Source organism: Pseudomonas lundensis (assembly GCF_015377145.2).
In the GTDB taxonomy this organism is placed as follows: Bacteria; Pseudomonadota; Gammaproteobacteria; order Pseudomonadales; family Pseudomonadaceae; genus Aquipseudomonas; species Aquipseudomonas lundensis.
Window position 1 is genome coordinate 408,475 of record NZ_CP062158.2, and the last position, 22,535, is coordinate 431,009.

Sequence of the window (22,535 nt, forward strand, 5' to 3'; positions counted from 1 at the left end):
ATGACTGGAATGAAAAAACACCTTTTGAGCGCCCCGGCCTTGTGCATGCTCGCGGGCTTTTCCACGGCCCAGGCCGACACCTACACCGTACCCGCGCCGCTGCTGGCCCCGTCGAGCGTATCGGCCGAGAGCGCCAGGCTGCCGACGCCGAACGGCAAGGAATGGGACAGCTTTCACGGCCAGTTGAGTGCGCAAAAGTATTCGCCCCTCACGCAAATCAATAAGGATAACGTCGGCAACCTGACCAAGGTCTGGCAGTACTTCACCGGGGACATGTCCACCGGCACCGGCAAAATCCCGCCATCTGTCTGGTCGGCCACGCCGATTTTTGCCAATGACACCTTGTACATCGGCACGCCGTTTTACCGAATCATTGCCCTCGAACCCGAGACCGGCAAAGAGAAATGGGTGTTTGATACCAAGTCGCCTCTGGTGGCCGAAACCCAGCCTGCGTTGAAATCCCGGGGCGTGGCCTATTGGCAGGAGAAAACCCCGCAAGCGGGGGTGGCCTGCCAGAAAGTCGTGTATCTGGGCAACATGACGGCGCAGCTGTTTGCGGTCGATGCCGACACCGGAAAGCCGTGCGAAAACTTCGGCAAAAATGGCGTCGTAGACATCAACCAGTGGAACACCCTCAACGCCAAATGGCCGCTGTCGGTCCTGCAACCGCCTACCGTGATTGGCGACAAACTGATCGTGGGCTGGGCGGGCAAAGACTGGGAATACGAAGTCGAATCACCGGGCTCGCTGTTCGCCCTGAACGCCCGCACTGGCGAGCTGGAATGGGAGTTCAAACCGATTCCGCCTGAAGAAGAGGGTAAAACCGGTACGGCCAACATCTGGACGGCCATGTCCTACGACCCGGCGCTGGGCTTGCTGTACATCCCGGTGTCCTCGCCGTCGCCCAACTACTGGGGCGGCAACCGCACCAAGCCGATCCCGCTGGGCACATCTACCACCGCGCTGGATATCAACACCGGCAAAGTCGTCTGGTCGCGTCAGTGGGTTCACCATGACCTGTGGGATTACGACATCAACTCGGCACCGACGTTGATGGACATTACGGTGAATGGCAAACCGGTGGCTGCCTTGGTGCAAGCGACCAAGATGGGCTTCCTGTTCACGGTTGACCGGCGTACCGGCGAAGACGTGTGGCCGATCGAGGAGCGTCCGGTGCCGCAGGGCGATGCCGATGGCGAAGTGTACTCACCGACCCAGCCGTTCCCGACCAAACCTGCGCCGTTGATGGACCAGTCCAAGAAACCGGCGATCTGGAAAGTCGCGGACATCGTTGGCTTTGGCCAGTGCTCGAAGATGTGGGACGGTCTGGAATACAACGGCATGTACTCGCCGCCGAGCACCAAAGGCAATGGCGTGCTCGCCTACCCGGACAGTGCCGGTGGCGTGCAGTGGGGCGGGGTTGCGTTTGACCCGGTCAACCAGGTGGCCATCGTGAACACCTCGCACATCGTGCAGATGATCAAACTGTGGGACCGCGCCGCGTACGACAAACAGCCCAAGGACGCCGGTAACGAAAACGGCTTCTACCCGCAGATCGGCGCGCCGTATGGCATGTCCTTGCTGAACGCGCAGAACTGGGCCGGCATGCCATGCTGGGCGCCGCCGTTCGGCGAAATCGTGGCCCTGGACATGCGCACCGGCGACGTCAAGTGGCGTCGCCCGATGGGCGCGGTTCAGCAGTGGGGCTGGTACATGCCGCAAGACATGGGCTCACCCACCATCGGTGGCCCGGCGGTGACGGCGGGCGGCGTGATCTTCATCGGTGCCTCGATGGACGCCAAAGTCCGTGCCTACGCGCTGGATGACGGCAAGGAGCTGTGGTCCGACATCGTCATGGCCCCCGCCGTGGCCAACCCTGCGGTATACGAATACAAAGGCCGGCAATACGTGGCCTTCGTCGCGGGGGGCAACTCGATCCTCAAGGATCAAGTGGGCGATCAGGTGGTGGTGTACGCATTGCCGAAGTAATGCCTGACACCTGCATGCGCAGTGGCTGCCGCCCTGCGGCGGGCTTTGAGGTTTAAAGCCCGTCGCGGGGTGGCAGTACGTCTACAGCGACAAACGCTGCAACTGTTCGCTGGCGTGTTGCGCGAACAATTGCAGCAATCCCTCCAGCGTATGCGGGCCCGGTTCGTCGGCTCGGGTCAGGGCGTACAGCGTGATCGGCAAGGCGGGGGTCAGGGGCCGGATCCTGGTGCGCTCGCGTGATGCCCCCAACGCGGTAAACGGGTCAATCACGGCAAGCCCGGCACCCGACTCCACCATGGCGCTGGCCAGTGAATAGGTCTGCACCGCCAGCCGGATACGGGGCGGCGGTTCGATGGCTTGCAGGTAACGTTCAAATCGCGCAAACAGCGGGTCTGCGCTGCTCAGGCCAATCAGCGGTGCATTCGCCAACTCATCCAGTGCCAGCGGCAACCCGAGCTCGGCGTCGGGCCAGTAATCCCGTGGTGCCAGTGCCACCAGCACGCCGTGGGCCAGCGCCTGCGCCTTGATGCCGGGGTGATCGGGTTGTTTGAAGGTCAGGGCGACGTCGAGTTCGCGCATCAGCAGGTTTTGCACCAATTCGCGGGTATGCGCGCTGGCCAGTTCGCACCGGGTGTCGGGGTAGCGCCGGGTCCATTCATTGATGACCGGCGGCATCAGCGACAGGGCCAGCGCCGGGGTGCTGCCGATGCGCAAACGATGCCCCGGCTCGCGGCGCAGGCTGGCGGCCAGGCGCTGCACGCCTTGCAGGCTTTCGGTGACTTTATCAACCTCACGCTCCAGCAACAGCGCTTCGGGCGTGGGCTGGAGTTTGCCGCGTACCCGCAGGAATAACGCAAACCCCAGTTGTAATTCGGCGTGCTGCAACACCTTGCTGACCGCCGGTTGCGAGACGTGCAGCAACTGGGCAGCGGCACTCACCGAGCCGGTTTGGCGGATGGCCTGAAAAACCTCGATATGTCGCAAACGCATGGCAGTCGTCCATAACCTTTGTTTATGGGATGAGCATCTTTATTCATTGTTCGCGGCCTGTCACCTGCCCCTAATCTGAAAGCCGCATAACTTTGGGTTAAGGACTGACATGGCACAGCGGGTTTGCATCATCGGCGGCGGCGTTATCGGGCTGGCAACAGCGTATGCGCTGGTGCGCGAAGGTTTTGACGTGACGCTGATCGAAGCCCAGCCCACCCTCGGCAGTCAGACCAGTTTCGCCAATGGTGGCCAGTTGTCGTATCGCTATGTGGCGCCCCTGGCCGACGCCGGGGTGCCGTGGCAAGCCTTGGGGTGGATGCTGCGCGCCGATTCGCCCCTCAAACTTCGCCCGCGCATGGACCCTGCTCAATGGCGTTGGCTGGCCTCGTTTGTCGGCGCTTGCCGGGGCTCGGTCAATCAGCGCAACGGTGCGCACCTGCTGCGCTTGGCGCTGCTTAGCCAGGCCACCTTGCAGCAGTGGCGCGAAGAAGATCAGCTCGACGGCTTCGAGTGGCGGCGCAATGGCAAACTCGTGGCCTTTCGTGAACCCGCGCACTTCGATAAGGCGCGGCAAAAGGTTATCCACAGCTCGTTTCAACAGGCGCTGTCAGCCAGTGAGTGCGCGGCGCTGGAGCCGGGTCTGCAAGGCGCTCCCTTTGTCGGCGGTATTTACACCCCGGACGAGGAGGTGGGCGATTGCCATCTGTTTTGTCAGCAGTTGGTGGCGCGCTTGCACGCCTCTGGCCGTTGCACGTTTTTGTTGGGCAAAACCGTGACGCGTCTCGTGCACCATCAGGGTGCCGTGACCGCGGTTGAGATGGGGCATGACCTGTTGCCGGTCAGTCAACTGGTACTGGCTGCGGGCCACAACAGCCCTGCGCTGCGCTTACCCGGACTGGACCTGCCGATGTACCCGCTCAAGGGCTACAGCCTGACCTTGCCCTTGGCCGATGTGAAAAAAGCCCCGGATGTGAGCCTCACCGACTACGACCGCAAGATTGTGTACGCACGCATTGGCGACCAGTTGCGTATCGCCGCGATGGTCGACATCGTCGGGTTCGACGCAGCGCCGGACCCCAAGCGCCTGGCTCAAATGCGCCAGTTGGCGCAAAGCACCTTCCCTGAGGCCGGTGACTATGGCGACGCCATCGAATGGGCTGGCATGCGCCCTGCAACACCGACGGGTGTGCCGATCCTGGGGGCCAGCGGCTATCGCAACTTGTGGCTCAACCTGGGGCATGGCGCCCTGGGCTTCACGCTGGCCTGTGGCAGCGGCCGATTGCTGACGGAATTGATCGCGCAGCGCCAACCTTCCATCGACATGCAGGGCCTTGCGCCCCATGCCGCTTGAATCTGTACCCACAACAAGGAACCACCCGATGACGATTCACCGAATTAACAGCAATGACCGTTTGAGCGCCGCCGCGACGTTTGAGGCGTTGGTGTTTTTGTCCGGGCAAGTTCCCACGCACACTCAGGACATTGCCGCGCAAACCGAAGAAGTGCTGGGCAAGATTGATGCGCTGTTGGCCGAAGCAGGCAGTGACAAAGACCACATTCTCAACGCCACTATTTATGTGCAAAACATCCAGCGTGATTTTGCGGCCATGAATGCGGTGTGGTCGGCCTGGCTGTCGGCTGGCAAGGCGCCGACCCGTACCACGCTGCAAGCCGAGCTGGCGCGGCCCGAAGTGCTGGTGGAAATCAGCGTGATTGCTGTACGTCGTTAATCTGTTTTAAAGGGGAAATAAGAAGATGAAAAAACTCACCTTGATCAGTTGCACGCTGGGCCTGCTGATCAGTCAGGCAGTATCCGCCAATGACGCACCGTTGCAGGGCACGTTGAAAAAGATCGCGGATTCGGGGCGCATCACCCTCGGCTATCGGGACGCGTCGGTGCCGTTCTCGTATGTCGGCGACAATTCGGGCAAGCCCATGGGCTACTCGGTGGATCTGGCGAATAAAATCGTCGAAAACGTGCAAAAGAAGCTGGGCGACAAGCCCCTGAACATCAAATACAACCTGGTGACGTCGCAAACCCGCATCCCGCTGGTGCAAAACGGCACGGTGGATCTGGAGTGCGGCTCAACTGGCGTTACGGCTGAACGTCAGAAGCAGGTGGCGTTTTCCTACGGGTTTATCTACGTCAAAGGCCAGTTGCTGACCGCCAAGGACAGTGGCATCAAGGGGTTTGATGACCTGCGCGAGAAAAACGTAGTGACCACCGCGGGCACCACTAATGAGCGTTTCATCAAAAGCTACAGCGCCGATCACAAAATGGGCATGAACGTCATCAGCGCCAAAGACCATGGCGAAGCGTTCAAAATGCTCGAAACCGGCCGTGCCGTGGCGTTTTATATGGATGATGCATTGCTGTACGGCGAACGCGCCAAGGCGCGCGACCCGCATAACTGGGTGGTGGTCGGGGACGAACAATCGCGGGAAATCTACAGCTGCATGGTGCGCAAAGATGACCCGCAATTTCTGGCGGTGGTGAATCAAACCCTGGCCGACCTCTACAGCTCGGGTGAAATCAACGGCATCTACCAGCGCTGGTTCGAGCAACCGATTGCGCCCAATAACCTGAACCTTGAGTTCCCGATGACCGCTGAGTTAAAGCAAATCATCGCAAAGCCGGTGAGTGATCCGGTGGAGTAACGCCGATCTGTCGCTGTCGAGCGGCATCAGCGAGTGCTCGACAGCGATACAGACGGTGGGTCAACGCCGGTTTCACTCCGGCAGCGCTGCACCTTTGGGCCACAGTAGCCAGATATTGCCTTTCTGCTTCATGTCGCCCGCCAGTTTGCCCGCCTCGGGGCCTGTGCCGACGAAGAAGTCGGCACGCACTTCACCTGCTATCGCACCGCCGGTGTCTTGTGCGGCTACCGGGCGCACGATGGGCTGGCCATCTGGCTGAGTGGTGGAGAGCCACAACAGGCTACCCAGTGGAATCACCTTGCGGTCCACCGCCACGCTGTAGCCTGCGGTCAGGGGCACGTTCAGCGAGCCGCGCGGGCCTTCGTTGCTGTCGGGATTTTGGGTGAAGAACACGTAGCTCGGGTTGCTGGCCAGCAGTTCGTTGACGCGCTCGGGGTGCGCCATGGCCCAGGCGTGAATGGTGCCCATGGTCACGTCTTCTTTCTTCAATTGCCCCTGTTCCACCAGCCAGCGGCCGATCGGTTTGTAGGGATGGCCATTCTGGTCGGCGTAGCCAATGCGCAATTGGCGGCCGTCATCCAGTTGCACGCGGCCCGAACCCTGGATCTGCAGGAACTGCAGGTCCATCGGGTCGGTCAACCACGCAATCACAGGCGCGTTCAGGCCTTGGGCATTGATGGTGGCCGCGGTGTCGTAGGGTTTGATCACACGGCCTTCAAGGCGACCGCGCAGACGCTTGCCCTTGAGTTCCGGGTAGAGGCTGTCGAGGTTGACCACGATCAGGTCGGACGGCACGCCGTAAACCGGCACCTTGGCGACCTCGTTGGCTGTCAGGCTGCCGGGGTAGACGGGTTCGTAATAACCGGTAATCAGGCCGTCGCTGCTGCCCTGCGCCGAACGCAGGCTGTAGACATCCAGGTGGGTTTGCAGAAAATCGCTGATCTGGGCCACGCTCGGGCTGGCCGGTAATTGGGCCGCCTCGCTGCAAATGCGGCCCCAGTTGGCGTCGGCCTTGAGCCGGGTGCAGGCGCTGCGCCAAGAGGCGAACCCGCCTTGCAGATCCGTACCGGTCACTTCGGGCAATGCACTCCAGTCCGCTTTGCTGTACGTGGTGTGAGGGGCTTCAGGCTGTTTGGCGTCCTGATCGGTGCCGTTGCAGCCGGCCAACAACATGACGACGGGCAAGGCCCACACCCATGGCTTTAAAAGACGACTCATCTGCGATGTTCCTTTGCGGTTGCCGGGGTTCGAGAACCGTCAGGGCAATCCTTATATTCATTAGGGGTATTGGTCTTTACAGGTGACGCGAGGATACTGGCGACCGATTTTCGTGATGTGAAGCGACCATGACTCTGAAACGATTGACTGTTGTACTGCTGGCCTGCCTGACGCTGTCGGCGTGTGGTGGGGTTGATCCCAATTCGCCGCTGGGCCAGCGCAAAGCGATTTTCAAACAAATGCTCAAGACCAGTGAAGACCTGGGCGGCATGTTGCGTGGGCGAATTCCGTTTGATGGCCCGCGTTTTGCCGAGGGCGCGATCAAGCTGGATGCATTGGCCCATGAGCCGTGGAAGCATTTCCCGCAGGTGAAAGAGTCCGACCAGACCAGCGCGACCGATGATGTGTGGCAAAAACAGGCACGTTTTCAAGACCTGGCCCGTCAACTGGAAGCGGCCACGGGTGAGTTGGTCATTGCCAGTCAGGTTCAACCGTACAAGGCCAGCCACCTCGCGCCTGCGGTGCAGAAAGTCGAAGACACGTGCAGCGCGTGTCACAAGGAATTTCGCAACCACTGATCAGGCCTTCACATTCCCAGCTTGGCCGGCCCTCTCACTGCGTGAAAGGGCCGTGCGAGGCTGGCGTGAGGCTTACTGGTCCAGTTGATCCAGCGCTTCTTGCAATTCTTTGCGCGACTCAGCCAGCTTGTCTTTGCGCTTGTTGATTTTTTCCGGGTCGCCTTTCTTCATGGCTTTGTCCAGATCGGCCTGACGCCGGCTGACTTCATGCTTGGCATCGAGCACCTTGCTTTCGCGCTCCTTCTTCAAGCTTGAATCGGTGCAATACTTTTTGACTTTTTCCAGGGCTGTTTCAAGACCGGCAATCTGCCCGCTGTTGTTGTGAGCGCGGGCGTATTCCAGCTGAGTTTCGATTTCTTTGATCTTGGCAGCGCAGCCCTTCAACTCGGGCGCTTGATCCGCAGCCATCAGCGGGGCAGCCATCAGGCCGCAAACAGTAAACAGGGCGAGCGGTGAAAGAAATTTCATGAATAGCTCCATAACAAAAAGTGACAATACACACAGTTCAAAAATGCGAAACGCAGCATGGGTGTTGAATAAGTCTGAAGCAGGCTAGTCGAAGCCCGGCACTGCAGCAGCCCGTAATGTTTCGCTTATTGCCCGTACGTTCGGGTCTTGCAGGAACGCACTCAATTGTTCGGCACGGCGTGGGCCAATGCCCGGCTCTGCCCGCCAGGCGTCGGTATCACGCGCAACCAGCGCCTGCCACGAGTGGCCCAACGCCGCGTCCCCCGTGGGCGGCAACCCGATTGCTTTGACCCAGCGCTCGAACGGTTGTTGCCGGGCGCCCTGAAAACTGGTCAATAAACGTTCACTGCTGCGCTCGCCGAAGCCCGCAATCTTAACAAGCCGGGAAGCATCCAGGGTCAACCAATCGGTCAGGCTGTTGATTTGTCCGCTCTGGATCAACTTTTTCCACGTTCCGGGCCCGACAAACGGTAGGGCCAGACCCTGCTTGCTGCTCAACCTGTTCAGTCGCGCCAAAAATTGGCTTTCGCAGCCCGGCGTCGGCTGCCAGCAGCTCAGGCTGTGGAAGTTGTGGGGGTTGGGGGCGTTGACTTCAAGGCGCTCGGGTACGCGCAGCACCACACTGTCCAGGCGAGGAATGGTCATGCCTGCGAGGCTGATGGCCACGTGGTCTCCGGGGCGAATATCCAGGGTTTGCCAGCGTTGCAGTGAGCCGACGCTGATGCGCTGGATGCGCCGGTCATCGAGTGTCACGGGGGCCAGCGTCAGCATCGGCGTGATGCGCCCGGTGCGGCCGATATTGAACGTCACCCTGCGCACTTCGGAGATGGCTTGGGCGTGGGGGTATTTCCAGGCAACGGCCCAGTTTGGGGGTTTTGCCTGCCAGCGCTTGGCGTCGGGGCGTTCGCTCTGGCGTAACACAACGCCATCGGTGGCAAACGGCAACGCCGTGGTGTGCCAGCGCTGGCGCCAATCTCGCGCCTGTTCGAAGTGTTCGACTGGCTGGCTGTAGGTCTGGCTGTCGACAAACCCCAGGCGGGTCAGGTGCTGCAAACGCTCGTTCAGCGTGGCCGGGCCGTCGGGCCAGTCCCAGACAAACAGGCCAATACGCTCGGCATGCTCAGGGGCGAGGGTGTGGCGTGCCATCAGGCCTGCAACCAGGCTGCGCGCATTCAGGCTGCCAGAGGTGGCTTGGACATGGCCGGGCAAGCGCCAGTAGAGTTCGCCGTGCAGCACCAGCGTGACGGGGTGCGCCAAGGTGCGGGGAATGGCATTGAGGGTAAGGGTCGAGGCTGTCCAGTCCTGACCTTTCTCTCCGTCCCCCCGGCTGATCACGTGTTGCAGTTGGCCTTGTCGATAGGTCAGCGTCACGGCCACGCCGTCGACCTTGGGTTGCACCCAAATCCCCCGGCGGTTGGCCAGCCAGCGTTTAACGGCCTGGTCGTCGGGCAGTTTGCTCAGACCGGTGTGGGGCACGGGGTGCGCCACCTTGCCCCGTGCTGTGTGCAGCGGGTCACTCGCAGGCGTTGCGCCGACGCAACGTTGCCACTGTTCCAGGCGCGCACGTGCTTGATCGTATTGAGCATCCGTCACGAGGGAAACGCCTAGGCGATGGTAGCTGTCATCCCAGATCTGCACTTGTTGTTCGAGACGGCTGATGGACAGGTTGGCCTGGGCCGGTGACCCGTCGGGGCAGGTGGCGGCGCCTGCACAGGCCGTGAGAAACGCGAGCGCAAGCCCGCTTAGAAGACGAAGTGTGACCAGCATCATGAGGGTCCTTGCCCGGTAAGAATGCTTAAGGCTAGTGCAGGTTCTCAGTCGGACCGTGCCGCAGCTTTACCGCATGTTTCGCGGGCAACACGTTCACCGGGCGCAGCACCAAAAAAGCCCCGGACAGTTGCCTTTCCGGGGCTTTTGGGTGCAGCGGGGCGCGGTTACACGCCAGCGGCAGCGCGCAGCTCTTCAGCGCGGTCAGTGCGCTCCCACGTGAACGTGGTGAAGGTGTCGTCGCCGACCGTTTTGGTCTGCGGCGTGCGGCCGAAGTGGCCGTAAGCGGCGGTTTCCTGGTACATCGGGTGCAGCAGGTCGAGCATCTTGGTGATGGCATAAGGACGCAGGTCGAACACGTCACGCACCAACTTGATGATTTTCTCGTCAGAGATTTTGCCAGTGCCGAAGGTGTTCAACGAGATCGAAGTCGGTTGAGCGACGCCAATTGCGTAGGAAACCTGAATCTCGCAACGCTCGGCCAGACCGGCAGCCACAATGTTCTTGGCCACATAACGACCCGCGTAAGCCGCCGAACGGTCAACCTTGGAAGGATCTTTACCCGAGAATGCGCCGCCGCCGTGACGGGCCATGCCGCCGTAGGTGTCAACGATGATCTTGCGACCGGTCAGGCCGCAGTCACCCACCGGGCCGCCAATGATGAACTGGCCAGTCGGGTTGATGTGGAACTGGGTGTCTTTGTGCAGCAGTTCGGCAGGCAGTACGTGCTTGACGATCAGCTCCATCACGCCTTCGCGCAGGTCGGCTGCGCTGACGTCCGGGTTGTGCTGGGTCGACAGCACGATTGCGTCGATGCCCACCACCTTGCCATTGTCGTAGCGGCACGTGATCTGGGATTTTGCGTCCGGACGCAGCCAAGGCAGCAGGCCGGATTTACGGGCTTCGGCCTGGCGCTGAACCAGCTGGTGCGAGAAGGTGATCGGCGCTGGCATCAGCACGTCAGTTTCGTTGCTGGCGTAGCCGAACATCAGGCCCTGGTCGCCGGCGCCCTGATCTTCAGGCTTGGCGCGGTCAACACCCTGGTTGATGTCAGGGGACTGCTTGCCGATGATGTTCATCACGCCGCAGGTAGCGCCGTCGAAGCCGACGTCAGAGCTGGTGTAGCCGATGTCGGTGATCACGTCACGAACGATCTGCTCCAGGTCAACCCAGGCCGACGTGGTCACTTCGCCGGCGATGATCGCTACGCCGGTTTTCACCAGAGTCTCGCACGCCACACGGGCGAACTTGTCTTCAGCAATGATGGCGTCCAGCACCGCGTCAGAAATCTGGTCGGCGATTTTGTCCGGATGCCCTTCAGACACGGACTCGGAGGTGAAAATGGAGTATTCGCTCATCTCGACGGTTTCCTAATATTTACCGATGGTGAGTGTCGCCAGAAGGTCGCTGAAAGTGGCGGACCTGAATCTGGAAACCATTACGTAAGCCTACATAGAGGCTTTCCCCGGGAACGAGTCCCGCAGCGGTGGCCCAACGGGCCAGATCATCTTGTTCAAAACCTAGCCACAAATCGCCGCACGCCTCGCGGGCCCACGCCTGATTATGGCTACACAACTCTGTTACCAGCAGGCTACCGCCAGGTTGCAGCAAGGTGGCCAGTTGCTTCACTGCTTCGGCCGGTGCGGCGAAATGGTGCAGGACCATGTTCACCACCACGCAATCGACTTGAATCTGCGAACCGTTGAGCGCGTCGGCCAGGATCAGGCTGACGTTGTTCAGTGATTCGCGCTCACACACCTGACGCGCCAGTTCAAGCATCGCCGGGCTGTTGTCCAGTGCCGTGACCTGGTCAAAGCGTCGGGCCAGATCAGGCAAGAAGCTGCCATCGCCGGGGCCGACCTCCAACGCAGTGGCGGGCGCAGTGAAGCTCAGTTTGTCGAGCAATGCCAATACGCTGTCCCGGTACTGCGGCAAGCCTGCAATCAGGTCTTGCTGGGCGCGAAATTTCTCGGCAATGCGCGAGAAAAAGTCTTGGCTAGCGGCAGCGCGTTGCCCGTGTACGGCGCTGATACGTGCCTGTACGTCGGCGGGCAGGGTCAGGTTGTCGACCTCACCCAGTAACGCGGCGTGCAACGTGCCGCCCAATTGTTCGGTGTGGGGCAGGGCGCGGCGATAAAAGATCGCGTTGCCTTCACGCCGTGTAGCCACCAGCCCGGCCTGGGACAGCACCTTGAGGTGATGGCTCATGCCAGATTGGCCGGTCGCGAAAATCTGGGTCAGCTCCAGCACACCAAATGAATCGTTGGCCAACGCGCGCAGCACATTCAGTCGCAGCGGGTCGCCTCCAGCCTTGCACAAGGCGGAGAGCTCATCGCAATCGTCATGGCGAATTGAAGGCACGCGTAAGTTCATGGGGTCGCAGTCTAGTTACCCCGTTCTGTCGTCGCAAGGCCAATATCAAAACATTTTGATATTGGTCGATAACTGGCACGTTGGTCGGACGGCTTAAGTGTAATGACGAGCGCAGCGGTCCAATCCTCAACAGATTGAACGGTTAAGCACAGGAAAAATGATTCAAGTGACTATCTGTCATTGCCCGAGGGCGCTGCCTGAGGGAAAATGCTCGCCTTTTTCCGATTCGTTTTTATTTACCAATTCCCAGGAGAACAGCGATGCCCAGCCGTCGTGAGCGTGCCAACGCCATTCGTGCACTCAGCATGGATGCCGTGCAAAAAGCCAACAGCGGCCACCCGGGTGCCCCGATGGGCATGGCGGATATCGCCGAAGTACTGTGGCGCGATTATCTGAAGCACAACCCGAGCAACCCGTCGTTCGCTGACCGTGACCGCTTCGTGCTGTCCAACGGCCATGGTTCGATGCTGATCTACTCGTTGCTGCACCTGACCGGCTACGACCTGTCGATCGACGACCTGAAAAACTTCCGCCAACTGCACAGCCGCACCCCGGGTCACCCGGAGCTGGGCTACACGCCGGGTGTTGAGACCACCACCGGCCCGTTGGGTCAGGGTCTGGCCAATGCCGTGGGCTTTGCCCTGGCAGAAAAAGTCATGGGCGCGCAGTTCAACCGCCCTGGCCACACGGTAGTCGACCACCACACCTACGTATTCCTGGGTGATGGCTGCATGATGGAAGGCATCTCCCACGAAGTCGGCTCGTTGGCCGGTACGTTGGGTCTGGGCAAGCTGATCGCGTTCTACGACGACAACGGCATCTCCATCGACGGCGAAGTTGAAGGCTGGTTCACCGACGACACGCCAAAGCGTTTCGAAGCCTACAACTGGCAAGTGATCCGCAATGTTGACGGCCACGATCCGGAAGAGATCAAGACCGCCATCGAAACCGCGCGCAAAAGCGACCAGCCAACGCTGATCTGCTGCAAGACCACCATCGGTTTCGGTTCGCCGAACAAGCAGGGCAAAGAAGACTGCCACGGTGCTCCGCTGGGCAACGACGAAATCGCCCTGACCCGCCAGGCGCTGAACTGGAACCACGGCCCGTTTGAAATCCCGGCTGATATCTACGCCGAATGGGACGCCAAGCAAGCCGGTGCTGCCGTTGAGTCCGAGTGGGAAAAACGTTTTGCAGCCTATGCGGCCGAGTTCCCGGAACTGGCGGCAGAGCTGTCCCGTCGCCTGAGCGGCGAACTGCCCGCTGACTTCGATGCCAAGGCCACGGCCTACATCAACGAAGTCGCGGCCAAAGGCGAGACCATCGCCAGCCGTAAAGCCAGCCAGAACACTCTGAATGCCTTCGGCCCGCTGCTGCCGGAACTGCTGGGCGGCTCGGCCGACCTGGCCGGTTCCAACCTGACCCTGTGGAAAGGCTGCAAAGGTGTGTCGGCTGAAGACGCCAACGGTAACTACGTGTACTACGGCGTGCGCGAGTTCGGCATGAGCGCCATCATGAACGGCGTGGCAGTACACGGCGGTCTGGTGCCTTACGGCGCGACCTTCCTGATGTTCATGGAATACGCCCGCAACGCCATTCGCATGTCGGCCCTGATGAAGCAGCGCGTGATTTACGTGTTCACCCACGACTCCATCGGTCTGGGCGAAGACGGCCCGACGCACCAGCCCATCGAGCAACTGACCAGCCTGCGCACCACGCCGAACCTGGACACCTGGCGCCCGGCTGACGCGGTGGAATCCGCAGCGGCCTGGAAGTTCGCTCTGGAGCGTAAGGACGGCCCGTCGGCGCTGATCTTCTCGCGTCAGAACCTCAACCACCAAACCCGTGATGCCGCGCAAATTGCCGACATCAACCGCGGTGGTTACGTGCTCAAGGACTGTGCAGGCGAGCCTGAGCTGATCCTGATCTCGGCCGGTTCCGAAGTCGGTCTGGCGGTTCAGGCTTACGAGAAGCTGACCGAGCAAGGCCGCAAGGTCCGCGTGGTGTCGATGCCATGCACCAGCGTGTATGAAGCGCAGGACGCAGGCTACAAGCAATCGGTTCTGCCGTTGCAGGTCAGCGCGCGTATTGCCATCGAAGCGTCCCACGCAGACTACTGGTACAAGTACGTTGGCCTGGAAGGTCGCGTCATCGGCATGACCACCTACGGCGAGTCGGCGCCTGCGCCTGCCTTGTTCGAAGAGTTCGGTTTCACCCTGGAAAACATCCTGGGTCAGGCTGAAGAACTGCTCGAAGACTAAACGCCCGACGCGGCGGCCCTTTGGCTGCCGCGCTTCCCGTCGTCGTTGCCCATGGTTGTGAAGGGGCGCTGTGCAACCCTTTGCTGAAGGCCTGCGGGCCTGATCGCAGCTTTGGGCAGCGACTGCAGGTTTTGAAGAATAAGAGAACCCCATGCCTCAACCGCGTCCTTACAAAGTTGCACTCAACGGCTACGGCCGCATTGGTCGTTGCGTCTTGCGTGCGTTGTGTGAGCGGGGAGCGGCTGCCGGGTTTGAAATTGTTGCCCTCAATGACTTGGCCGATATGGCCAGCCTCGAATATTTGACGCGCTTCGACTCCACGCATGGCCGGTTTCCCGGCGAGATCCGGATCGAAGGCGACTGCCTGCATATCAATGGCGACTGCGTGAAAGTGTTCCGCAGTGCCACCCCTGAAGGGATCGACTGGGCCGCGCTCGGTGTTGATCTGGTACTGGAATGTTCCGGTGCCTACAACACGCGCACCGATGGCCAGCGTTTTCTCGACGCCGGGGCCCCCGCTGTATTGTTTTCGCAACCGATGGCCAGCGAGGCCGATGCCGACGCCACCATCGTGTACGGCGTGAACCAGCACAGCCTGACCGGCACCGAGCGCCTGATTTCCAACGCGTCATGCACCACCAACTGCGGCGTGCCGCTGTTGCGTCTGCTGGATCAGGCGTTTGGTCTGGAGTACGTGTCGATCACCACCATTCACTCGGCGATGAACGATCAGCCGGTGATTGATGCTTACCATGACGAAGACCTTCGTCGTACACGCTCGGCGTTTCAGTCAGTGATTCCGGTGTCCACCGGTCTGGCCAAAGGTATTGAACGTTTGCTGCCGGAACTTGCTGGCCGAATTCAAGCCAAAGCCGTACGGGTGCCGACCTTGAATGTGTCATGCCTGGATATCACGTTGGTCACCGCGCGCGACACCACCGCGGTGGAAGTGAACCGGATGTTGCGCGAGGCCGCGACCAGCGGCCCGCTCAAAGGCTTGTTGGCGTATACCGAATTGCCCCATGCCAGCTGTGATTTCAACCATGACCCGCATTCGGCGATTGTCGATGCCAGCCAGACCCGTGTGTCCGGCCCGCGGTTGGTTAACCTGCTGGCCTGGTTTGACAACGAATGGGGTTTTGCCAATCGAATGATCGATGTGGCAGAGCACTATCTGCATGTAACTCACCCAAAAACCGTTCTCTCACATTAGAAACTCAGGAACTGCGACCCATGACCGTGTTGAAGATGACCGACCTCGATCTGCAAGGTAAGCGCGTACTGATCCGCGAAGACCTCAACGTCCCAGTCAAGGACGGTGTTGTCACCAGCGATGCGCGCATCCTTGCTTCGCTGCCGACCATCAAGCTGGCGTTGGAAAAAGGCGCGGCGGTCATGGTCTGCTCGCACCTGGGCCGCCCGACTGAAGGCGAATTCTCCGCTGAAAACAGCCTCAAGCCCGTGGCTGACTACCTGAGCAAGGCGCTGGGCCGTGAAGTGCCGCTGGTGAGCGACTACCTCAATGGCGTCGACGTGAACGCCGGCGACATCGTGTTGTTCGAGAACGTGCGCTTCAACAAGGGCGAAAAGAAGAACGCCGATGAACTGGCCAAGCAATACGCGGCCTTGTGCGACGTGTTCGTGATGGACGCTTTCGGCACCGCGCACCGCGCCGAAGGTTCGACCCACGGCGTGGCCAAGTTCGCCAAGGTTGCAGCGGCAGGTCCGTTGCTGGCTGCCGAGCTGGAAGCGCTGGGCAAAGCCCTGGGCGCCCCGGCCAAACCCATGGCTGCGATTGTCGCGGGCTCCAAGGTGTCGACCAAACTCGACGTCCTGAACAGCCTGAGCCAGATTTGCGACCTGCTGATCGTGGGCGGCGGCATTGCCAACACGTTCCTCGCGGCGGCCGGCCACCCGGTGGGCAAGTCGCTGTACGAACCCGACCTGCTGGACACCGCGCGCGCCATCGCCGCCAAGGTCAATGTGCCGTTGCCGACCGACGTGGTGGTGGCCAAGGAATTCGCTGAAAGCGCTGAAGCCACTGTCAAACTGATTGCTGACGTGGCAGAAGACGACATGATTCTGGACATCGGCCCGCAGACGGCTGCGCACTTCGCCGAGCTGCTGAAATCATCCAAGACTATTCTGTGGAACGGCCCGGTCGGCGTTTTTGAGTTTGACCAGTTCGGCAATGGCACCAAAGTGTTGGCCCACGCCATCGCTGACAGCGCTGCATTCTCGATTGCAGGCGGTGGTGACACACTGGCCGCCATCGACAAGTACGGCGTTGCTGACAAAATCTCTTACATCTCGACCGGTGGCGGTGCGTTCCTGGAATTCGTTGAAGGCAAGGTATTGCCTGCCGTGGACGTTCTGGAAAGCCGCGCGAAAGCCTGAACGTGAATCAGGCCCTGAAAGGAAGCATGGACATGCTCAAGTTGTTACCGCTGTTGATGATTGCAGGCTTCGTGGCCGGGTGTTCCGGCTCGCCCAAGCCCGCGCCTGAAGCGGCCACGCCTGAAGAGAGCGGCTGCTACCAGGCTGACTGGCAGGCGCAGAGCGTGCCATTGGTTAATAAACGATCAGGGCCTGAGGCACTGGAGAAATACGAGTCACCCACGCCTTCTAAAGAGCGCGGGTGCCCGTAACGCTTTGAGCTGTAGGCGTGGCTGATTCAGTGATGGGCTTTGAGCCGACTGCGGCAGCGACTACAGATGAGGCTAATGACGCGCAGAGCGGTTACCCCCGATCTGCAAAAACTTGAATAGCAGCCGCCGCTCCGGCAGGCTTGCACGATTAACGACCCTCGTCCGGGAGAGACACGCACAATGGCACTTATCAGCATGCGCCAGATGCTGGACCACGCCGCCGAATTCGGCTACGGCGTTCCAGCTTTTAACGTCAACAACCTTGAGCAGATGCGCGCCATCATGGAAGCCGCTGACAAGACTGACTCCCCGGTGATCGTTCAGGCTTCGGCCGGTGCGCGCAAATACGCAGGTGCTCCGTTCCTGCGTCACCTGATCCTGGCCGCGATCGAAGAATTCCCGCATATCCCGGTGTGCATGCACCAGGACCACGGCACCAGCCCTGACGTGTGTCAGCGTTCCATCCAGCTGGGCTTCAGCTCGGTGATGATGGACGGCTCGCTGGGTGAAGACGGCAAGACCCCGACTGACTACGACTACAACGTGCGCGTGACTCAGCAAACCGTGGCCCTGGCTCACGCCTGTGGTGTGTCGGTAGAAGGCGAGCTGGGCTGCCTGGGTTCGCTGGAAACCGGTATGGCCGGCGAAGAAGACGGCATCGGCGCGGAAGGCGTGCTGGATCACAGCCAAATGCTGACCGATCCTGAAGAAGCCGCTGACTTTGTAAAACGCACCCAAGTGGACGCCCTGGCCATTGCCATCGGTACATCCCACGGCGCGTACAAATTCACCAAGCCGCCGACTGGCGACGTGCTGGCGATTGATCGCATCAAAGAAATCCACAAGCGCATTCCGAACACTCACCTGGTGATGCACGGTTCGTCCTCGGTGCCGCAAGAGTGGCTGAAAATCATCAACGAGTACGGCGGCGACATCAAAGAAACCTACGGCGTGCCGGTTGAAGAAATCGTTGAAGGCATCAAGCACGGCGTGCGCAAGGTCAACATCGACACCGACCTGCGTCTGGCATCGACGGGCGCCATGCGTCGCCTGATGGCCACCAACCCGAGCGAGTTTGACCCGCGCAAATTCTTCGGCGCCACGGTAACGGCCATGCGTGATGTCTGCATCGCCCGTTACGAAGCCTTCGGCACCGCCGGTAACGCTTCGAAGATCAAGCCGATCTCTCTGGAAGCCATGTACCAGCGTTACCTCAAAGGTGAGCTGAACGCCAAGGTCAACTAAGACCTGCGCGTCCTGCTGTTGAGTGAAGGCCGGTTGGTCCGTGCTCAGTCAGCAAAAACATCCGGCGTCTCTCAGGGGCGTCGGATTTTTTTTGCCTGTTGTTCGGGTTTTACCCCACCCGTAGCGTTTCATCAGCGGCGTTCTGGCCACCGCCTCAAGTCACCCTGCCATCAAATGACCCTTGCATAATCAGCTTGCCATCACGACAATGCGAGCGATTACCATTTACGCATGGGTGGCATGTTCATGTCAGCGCTTGATCGCTCAGCACTTCATCAGTTGTACAGCGACCACAACAGTTGGCTGAAGGGCTGGTTGCGGGTTCGGTTGGGCAATGCGGCCGATGCCGCCGATCTGGCGCAGGATACGTTTGTGCGGGTCATGACGGCCCGGATCGACACGCCAATCCGCGAGCCACGCGGTTATCTGAGCGCCATCGCGCGGTCGCTGTTAATCGATAAATCCCGTCGCCGCACCATCGAGCAGGCCTATTTGCAGGCTTTATCGCTGCGCCCTGAACCGGTCGATGTTTCGCCGGAAACGCGGCTGTCGATCATCGAAATGCTGGTCTCAATCGATACGCTGCTCGATGAACTGGGCAGCCGGACACGGGATATTTTCCTCGCGGTACAACTTGAAGGGCTCAGCTACGTGGCGACGGCCGAACGCTACGGCGTGTCCGTCACCACGGTGAAAAATCATTTGATTCGGGCCATGACCCGCTGCCTGTTACTGATGGAGCACGAATGAGCGGTGCTCCCGACCTCAAGGTCCTTGAGGCCGCCGCAACGTGGTACGTGCAATTGAATGACGACACCTGCTGCGACGCCACGTCCCGCGCCTGGCAAACCTGGCTGCACGCCAGCCCCCAGCATGCGGCGGCGTGGGCACGTGTCGAGAAACTTCAGCAACAATGGGCCCGCGTGCCCCGTCAAACGGCCTTGTCCAGCCTCAGTGCAGCCAAGGCGCAGCGCCGGGAGGTCTTGAAAATACTCAGTCTGCTGCTGGCCGCAGGTGCCTGTTCCTGGCTGGCGGTTGAAGAGCTGCCCTACCGTTCGATGCTCGCCGGGCAACGTACGGGCAGCCGCGAGCGGCGTTCGCTGCGCCTGGACGATGGCTCGCAGGTGCAGATGAATGCCCACACATCGCTGGACATCCGCTTCGATTCCGCCCAGCGCCTGATCCAGCTGCACGGCGGGGAAATTCTGGTTCAGACCGCCAAAGACACGGCCCAGCGGCCTTTTATTGTGGATACCGGAGAAGGGCGCGTGCGGGCATTGGGCACGCAATTCAGCGTGCGCCAACTGCGCGGGCGCACCCGTGTCGGCGTGTTGCAGGCCGCGGTTGAAGTGACGGCCCGTCGGTCATCCGGTCATCCTGTGCGGGTGGAGGCTGGGCAGCAAGTGACGTTTGACCGCGAGGCGATCGAGGACATTAGCCCTTTAGCAGCAGGGTCGACGGCTTGGGTCCACGGCATGCTGCGTGTGGACGACTGGCGGCTGGGGGACTTTGTCGAGGAACTGAACCGCTATCGGCCCGGCGTGTTGCAGTGTGCGACAGCGGTTCAGGACCTACGCATATCGGGCGCTTTTCGTATCGATGACACCGAAACCGTACTGGAGAACCTGAGTAAAACCCTGCCAGTAAAGGTGCGTTTCATGACCCGCTATTGGGCCAGCATCGAGCCCGCTTAAAAGGTTTCCTGTTGAACCTTGCTGATTTTGATTCTCATCCGTCAATGACATAAGCCGCGATCGCAGCGAGTTACTGCCATGACAACGCAAGGATCACCCAATGCACCCGCTCCCCCTCACTGCCACCCATAAAATCACCCGCGCTGTGCGCCTGTCGGTGCTGGGCGCGTCCCTGGCCAGCCTGTCTGCGCTGGCGATGATGCCCGCGCTGAGTTATGCGCACAGCCAAACGACCTACCAGATACCGGCTGGCCCGCTGGGCAGCGCCTTGACCCAATTTGGCGTGCAAGCGGGGGTGACGATTTCGTTTGATACCGAGCAGGCTCGTCAGCTCACCACGGCCGGGCTTGAAGGGTCATACAGCATTGAAGAGGCGTTGGACCGCTTGCTGGCCAGCAGCGGGCTGCACGCCGAGCGTCAGACGAACGGGGGCTATGTGCTGGTCGCGCGCAGCCTTCAGTCCGGCCTGGAGCTGGGTGCCACTGAAGTGGTGACCAACCAGTTGGGTTCAGTGACCGAAGGCACTGGCTCTTACACGCCGGGCTACATCGCCACGGCCACGCGCATGGTGCTCAAGACCCGCGAGACACCGCAATCGATCAGCGTCATCACCCGCCAGCATATGGATGATTTCGCGCTCGACAACGTTGACGATGTGATGCGTCACACCCCCGGCATCACCGTCTCGGCGTACGACACGGACCGGACCAATTACTACTCGCGCGGTTTCTCGATCAACAACTTCCAGTACGACGGCATTCCGTCGGCGGTGCGCAACGTTGCCTATTCGGCGGGCAACACCCTGAGCGACATGGCGATCTATGACCGTATCGAGGTGCTCAAGGGGGCTTCCGGATTGTTGAGCGGCGCCGGTTCGCTGGGCGGCACCATCAACCTGGTGCGCAAGAAGCCCACCCATGATTTTCATGGCCATATCACCACGGGCGCCGGCTCCTGGGACAACTACCGCACGGAAGCGGACGTCAGCGGCCCGTTGACCGACAGCGGCAACGTACGTGGCCGCGCAGTGGCGGCCTATCAGGACCGCCAGTCCTATATCGACCGCTACTCCAACCAGAGTTCGGTGTTCTACGGCATCCTCGAAGCCGACCTCACGCCTGACACGTTGCTGACCGTGGGCGCCGACTATCAGGACAACCGGCCTCAGGGGTCAACCTGGTCGGGGAGTTTTCCGCTGTACAACTACGCTGGCGAGATCAACGACGCCAAGCGTTCATTCAGCAATGCCACCGACTGGAGCAGTTGGCAGCAATACACCCGCACCGTCTTTGCCACGCTGGAACAAGACCTCGGCGGTGGCTGGGTCGGCAAGCTGCAACTCGATCACAAGCTCAATGGCTACGACGCCCAGTTGGGCGCCATCCAGTTCAACCAGCCGGCAGCCGATGGCACGGCGACCATCAATGCGCAACGCTACAAGGGTGAAACCACCAGCGATGCGGCTGACCTCTATATCAGTGGCCCTTACAGCATGATGGGGCGTGAACACCAACTGGTGCTGGGCGGCTCGATCAGCAAGGCAAACTGGCAAGGCAAAGGTTTCTGGGACGTTAAGTTCTCCACGCCCAACCTGGTCGATTACTTCAACTGGAACGGGCACCTGGCCAAACCTGATTGGGGCAGGGCATCACAAATCAGCGATGACACGGTGCGTCAGACGGGCATGTACGGGACCACCCGGCTCTCTATCACCGACGACCTGAATGTGTTTCTCGGTGCGCGAGTGGTGGACTACACCCTGACCGGCACCACCACGACCTACCATGAATCTGGCCGCGTGATCCCCTATGCGGGCATCACGTATGACCTGACCGACTCCCTCACGGCGTATGCCAGCTACACCGACGTGTTCATGCCGCAGGAGTTCTACAACCTGGATCGCCACAGCAAGATGCTCGACCCGGACCAGGGTGAAAACTATGAAATCGGCCTCAAGAGCGAAATGTTCGAGGGCCGCCTGAATGCCAGCCTGGCGTACTTTGAGATCAAGGAAAGCAATCGCCCCATCCCCGACGACGCCTGGAACAACCTGTCGCCCACGCCACCCAACTATGCCTTCAAGGGCACTGCCGCGAGGACCAAGGGCTATGAGCTGGAAATATCCGGGGAGTTGAGCCCCGGCTGGAGCTTGCAAGGTGGCTACACGCACAAGGTAGTACGCGATGACACAGGCAAGAAAATCTCGACCTTTGAGCCCGAAGACCAGCTCAGCTTCTACACCATTTACAAACTCAAGGGCGACCTGAGCAAAGTCTCCGTGGGCGGTGGTGCCCGTTGGCAGAGCACGGCCTGGCAAGAAATGTACAACGGCCCGAAAAACCGCTACGAGGATTTCTCGCAGAAGCCCTATTGGCTGGTCGACCTGATGACCCGTTATCAATTCACGGAAAACCTGTCGACCACCCTTAACGTCAATAACGTGTTCGACAAGTACTACTTCACCAACATCGGGTTCTATAACTCGGCGATTTATGGCGAGCCACGCAACTTTATGGTGACCACGCGCTGGGACTTCTGAGCCTGACGGTCAGGGGCTCACCTTGCCCCTGACTGTGGAAAAAAAACCAATGAGTGACGGTCAGTGAGCAGAGAGTGATCGTTGCTCAAGGTTGACAGCACTGCCAGCGC

The 22,535-nt window shown here is 60.4% G+C and carries 19 protein-coding genes; 13 read left to right on the top strand and 6 right to left on the bottom strand.

The features are described from left to right. A complete protein-coding gene (locus IF654_RS02235) occupies positions 1 to 1,989 on the top strand; it encodes a pyrroloquinoline quinone-dependent dehydrogenase (RefSeq protein ID WP_094987249.1) in 1,989 nt (662 codons plus the stop codon). A gap of 81 nt (positions 1,990 to 2,070) precedes the next feature. On the opposite strand, the gene IF654_RS02240 is transcribed toward IF654_RS02235, so the two are convergent. Beyond that, the gene (locus IF654_RS02240; RefSeq protein WP_048375389.1) at positions 2,071 to 2,979 is read right to left on the bottom strand and encodes a LysR family transcriptional regulator; all 909 of its coding nucleotides are present in this window, start codon (positions 2,977 to 2,979) and stop codon (positions 2,071 to 2,073) included. Between the two features lie 109 nt (positions 2,980 to 3,088). Here IF654_RS02240 and IF654_RS02245 point away from each other — a divergent pair, with 109 nt between their 5' ends. Genes IF654_RS02245 through IF654_RS02255 form a run of 3 tightly spaced genes read left to right on the top strand, consistent with a single transcriptional unit; the run spans position 3,089 to position 5,637 of the window. Next, complete coding sequence (locus IF654_RS02245; RefSeq protein ID WP_047283222.1) at positions 3,089 to 4,330, top strand: D-amino acid dehydrogenase; 1,242 nt, start codon at positions 3,089 to 3,091, stop codon at positions 4,328 to 4,330. A gap of 28 nt (positions 4,331 to 4,358) precedes the next feature. Beyond that, the gene (locus tag IF654_RS02250) at positions 4,359 to 4,709 is read left to right on the top strand and encodes a RidA family protein (protein WP_047278234.1); all 351 of its coding nucleotides are present in this window, start codon (positions 4,359 to 4,361) and stop codon (positions 4,707 to 4,709) included. 25 nt (positions 4,710 to 4,734) lie between these two features. Then, positions 4,735 to 5,637 (top strand): transporter substrate-binding domain-containing protein, encoded by a 903-nt coding sequence (locus tag IF654_RS02255; protein ID WP_047278232.1) that lies wholly within the window; start codon positions 4,735 to 4,737, stop codon positions 5,635 to 5,637. Positions 5,638 to 5,709: 72 nt separating this feature from the next. On the opposite strand, the gene mltA is transcribed toward IF654_RS02255, so the two are convergent. Beyond that, a complete protein-coding gene (mltA, locus tag IF654_RS02260) occupies positions 5,710 to 6,855 on the bottom strand; it encodes a murein transglycosylase A (protein WP_047279394.1) in 1,146 nt (381 codons plus the stop codon). 128 nt (positions 6,856 to 6,983) lie between these two features. Here mltA and IF654_RS02265 point away from each other — a divergent pair, with 128 nt between their 5' ends. Beyond that, positions 6,984 to 7,433, top strand: coding sequence for a c-type cytochrome (locus IF654_RS02265; protein ID WP_047281449.1), 450 nt, complete (start codon positions 6,984 to 6,986; stop codon positions 7,431 to 7,433). Between the two features lie 72 nt (positions 7,434 to 7,505). On the opposite strand, the gene IF654_RS02270 is transcribed toward IF654_RS02265, so the two are convergent. From IF654_RS02270 to IF654_RS02285, 4 genes are all read right to left on the bottom strand, one after another. Beyond that, complete coding sequence (locus IF654_RS02270; RefSeq protein ID WP_047278226.1) at positions 7,506 to 7,901, bottom strand: DUF1090 domain-containing protein; 396 nt, start codon at positions 7,899 to 7,901, stop codon at positions 7,506 to 7,508. Between the two features lie 84 nt (positions 7,902 to 7,985). Then, entirely contained in the window at positions 7,986 to 9,668 is a 1,683-nt protein-coding gene (gene ligB / locus IF654_RS02275; RefSeq protein ID WP_194862797.1) for an NAD-dependent DNA ligase LigB, read from the bottom strand. A gap of 167 nt (positions 9,669 to 9,835) precedes the next feature. Next, on the bottom strand, positions 9,836 to 11,026 hold the full coding sequence (gene metK / locus IF654_RS02280; RefSeq protein WP_194862796.1) for a methionine adenosyltransferase: 1,191 nt from the start codon (positions 11,024 to 11,026) through the stop codon (positions 9,836 to 9,838). A gap of 19 nt (positions 11,027 to 11,045) precedes the next feature. Next, the gene (locus IF654_RS02285; protein WP_047279390.1) at positions 11,046 to 12,041 is read right to left on the bottom strand and encodes an ArsR/SmtB family transcription factor; all 996 of its coding nucleotides are present in this window, start codon (positions 12,039 to 12,041) and stop codon (positions 11,046 to 11,048) included. A gap of 260 nt (positions 12,042 to 12,301) precedes the next feature. Between IF654_RS02285 and tkt the strand changes: the two genes are divergently transcribed. The 8 genes from tkt to IF654_RS02325 all read left to right on the top strand — a co-directional run bounded on the left by tkt (position 12,302) and on the right by IF654_RS02325 (position 22,425). Then, positions 12,302 to 14,299, top strand: a complete 1,998-nt coding sequence (gene tkt, locus IF654_RS02290) for a transketolase (protein WP_047278217.1) — start codon at positions 12,302 to 12,304, stop codon at positions 14,297 to 14,299. A 151-nt stretch (positions 14,300 to 14,450) separates the two neighbouring features. Beyond that, complete coding sequence (gene epd, locus IF654_RS02295) at positions 14,451 to 15,512, top strand: erythrose-4-phosphate dehydrogenase (RefSeq protein ID WP_047278215.1); 1,062 nt, start codon at positions 14,451 to 14,453, stop codon at positions 15,510 to 15,512. Between the two features lie 20 nt (positions 15,513 to 15,532). Further along, complete coding sequence (locus tag IF654_RS02300; RefSeq protein WP_047278213.1) at positions 15,533 to 16,696, top strand: phosphoglycerate kinase; 1,164 nt, start codon at positions 15,533 to 15,535, stop codon at positions 16,694 to 16,696. A 32-nt stretch (positions 16,697 to 16,728) separates the two neighbouring features. Next, on the top strand, positions 16,729 to 16,947 hold the full coding sequence (locus tag IF654_RS02305; RefSeq protein ID WP_047278211.1) for a hypothetical protein: 219 nt from the start codon (positions 16,729 to 16,731) through the stop codon (positions 16,945 to 16,947). Positions 16,948 to 17,127: 180 nt separating this feature from the next. Next, complete coding sequence (gene fba / locus IF654_RS02310) at positions 17,128 to 18,192, top strand: class II fructose-bisphosphate aldolase (RefSeq protein WP_047278209.1); 1,065 nt, start codon at positions 17,128 to 17,130, stop codon at positions 18,190 to 18,192. A gap of 246 nt (positions 18,193 to 18,438) precedes the next feature. Then, on the top strand, positions 18,439 to 18,942 hold the full coding sequence (locus IF654_RS02315) for a sigma-70 family RNA polymerase sigma factor (protein WP_194862795.1): 504 nt from the start codon (positions 18,439 to 18,441) through the stop codon (positions 18,940 to 18,942). Beyond that, positions 18,939 to 19,886 carry a FecR domain-containing protein gene (locus IF654_RS02320; RefSeq protein WP_094987245.1) on the top strand — a complete coding sequence of 316 codons (948 nt, stop codon included), beginning with the start codon at positions 18,939 to 18,941 and terminating at the stop codon, positions 19,884 to 19,886. The genes IF654_RS02315 and IF654_RS02320 overlap by 4 nt, the downstream gene beginning before the upstream one ends. A gap of 100 nt (positions 19,887 to 19,986) precedes the next feature. Then, positions 19,987 to 22,425: a TonB-dependent siderophore receptor gene (locus IF654_RS02325; protein ID WP_094987244.1), complete on the top strand. Its 2,439-nt coding sequence runs from the start codon at positions 19,987 to 19,989 to the stop codon at positions 22,423 to 22,425. Positions 22,426 to 22,535 lie beyond the last annotated feature (110 nt).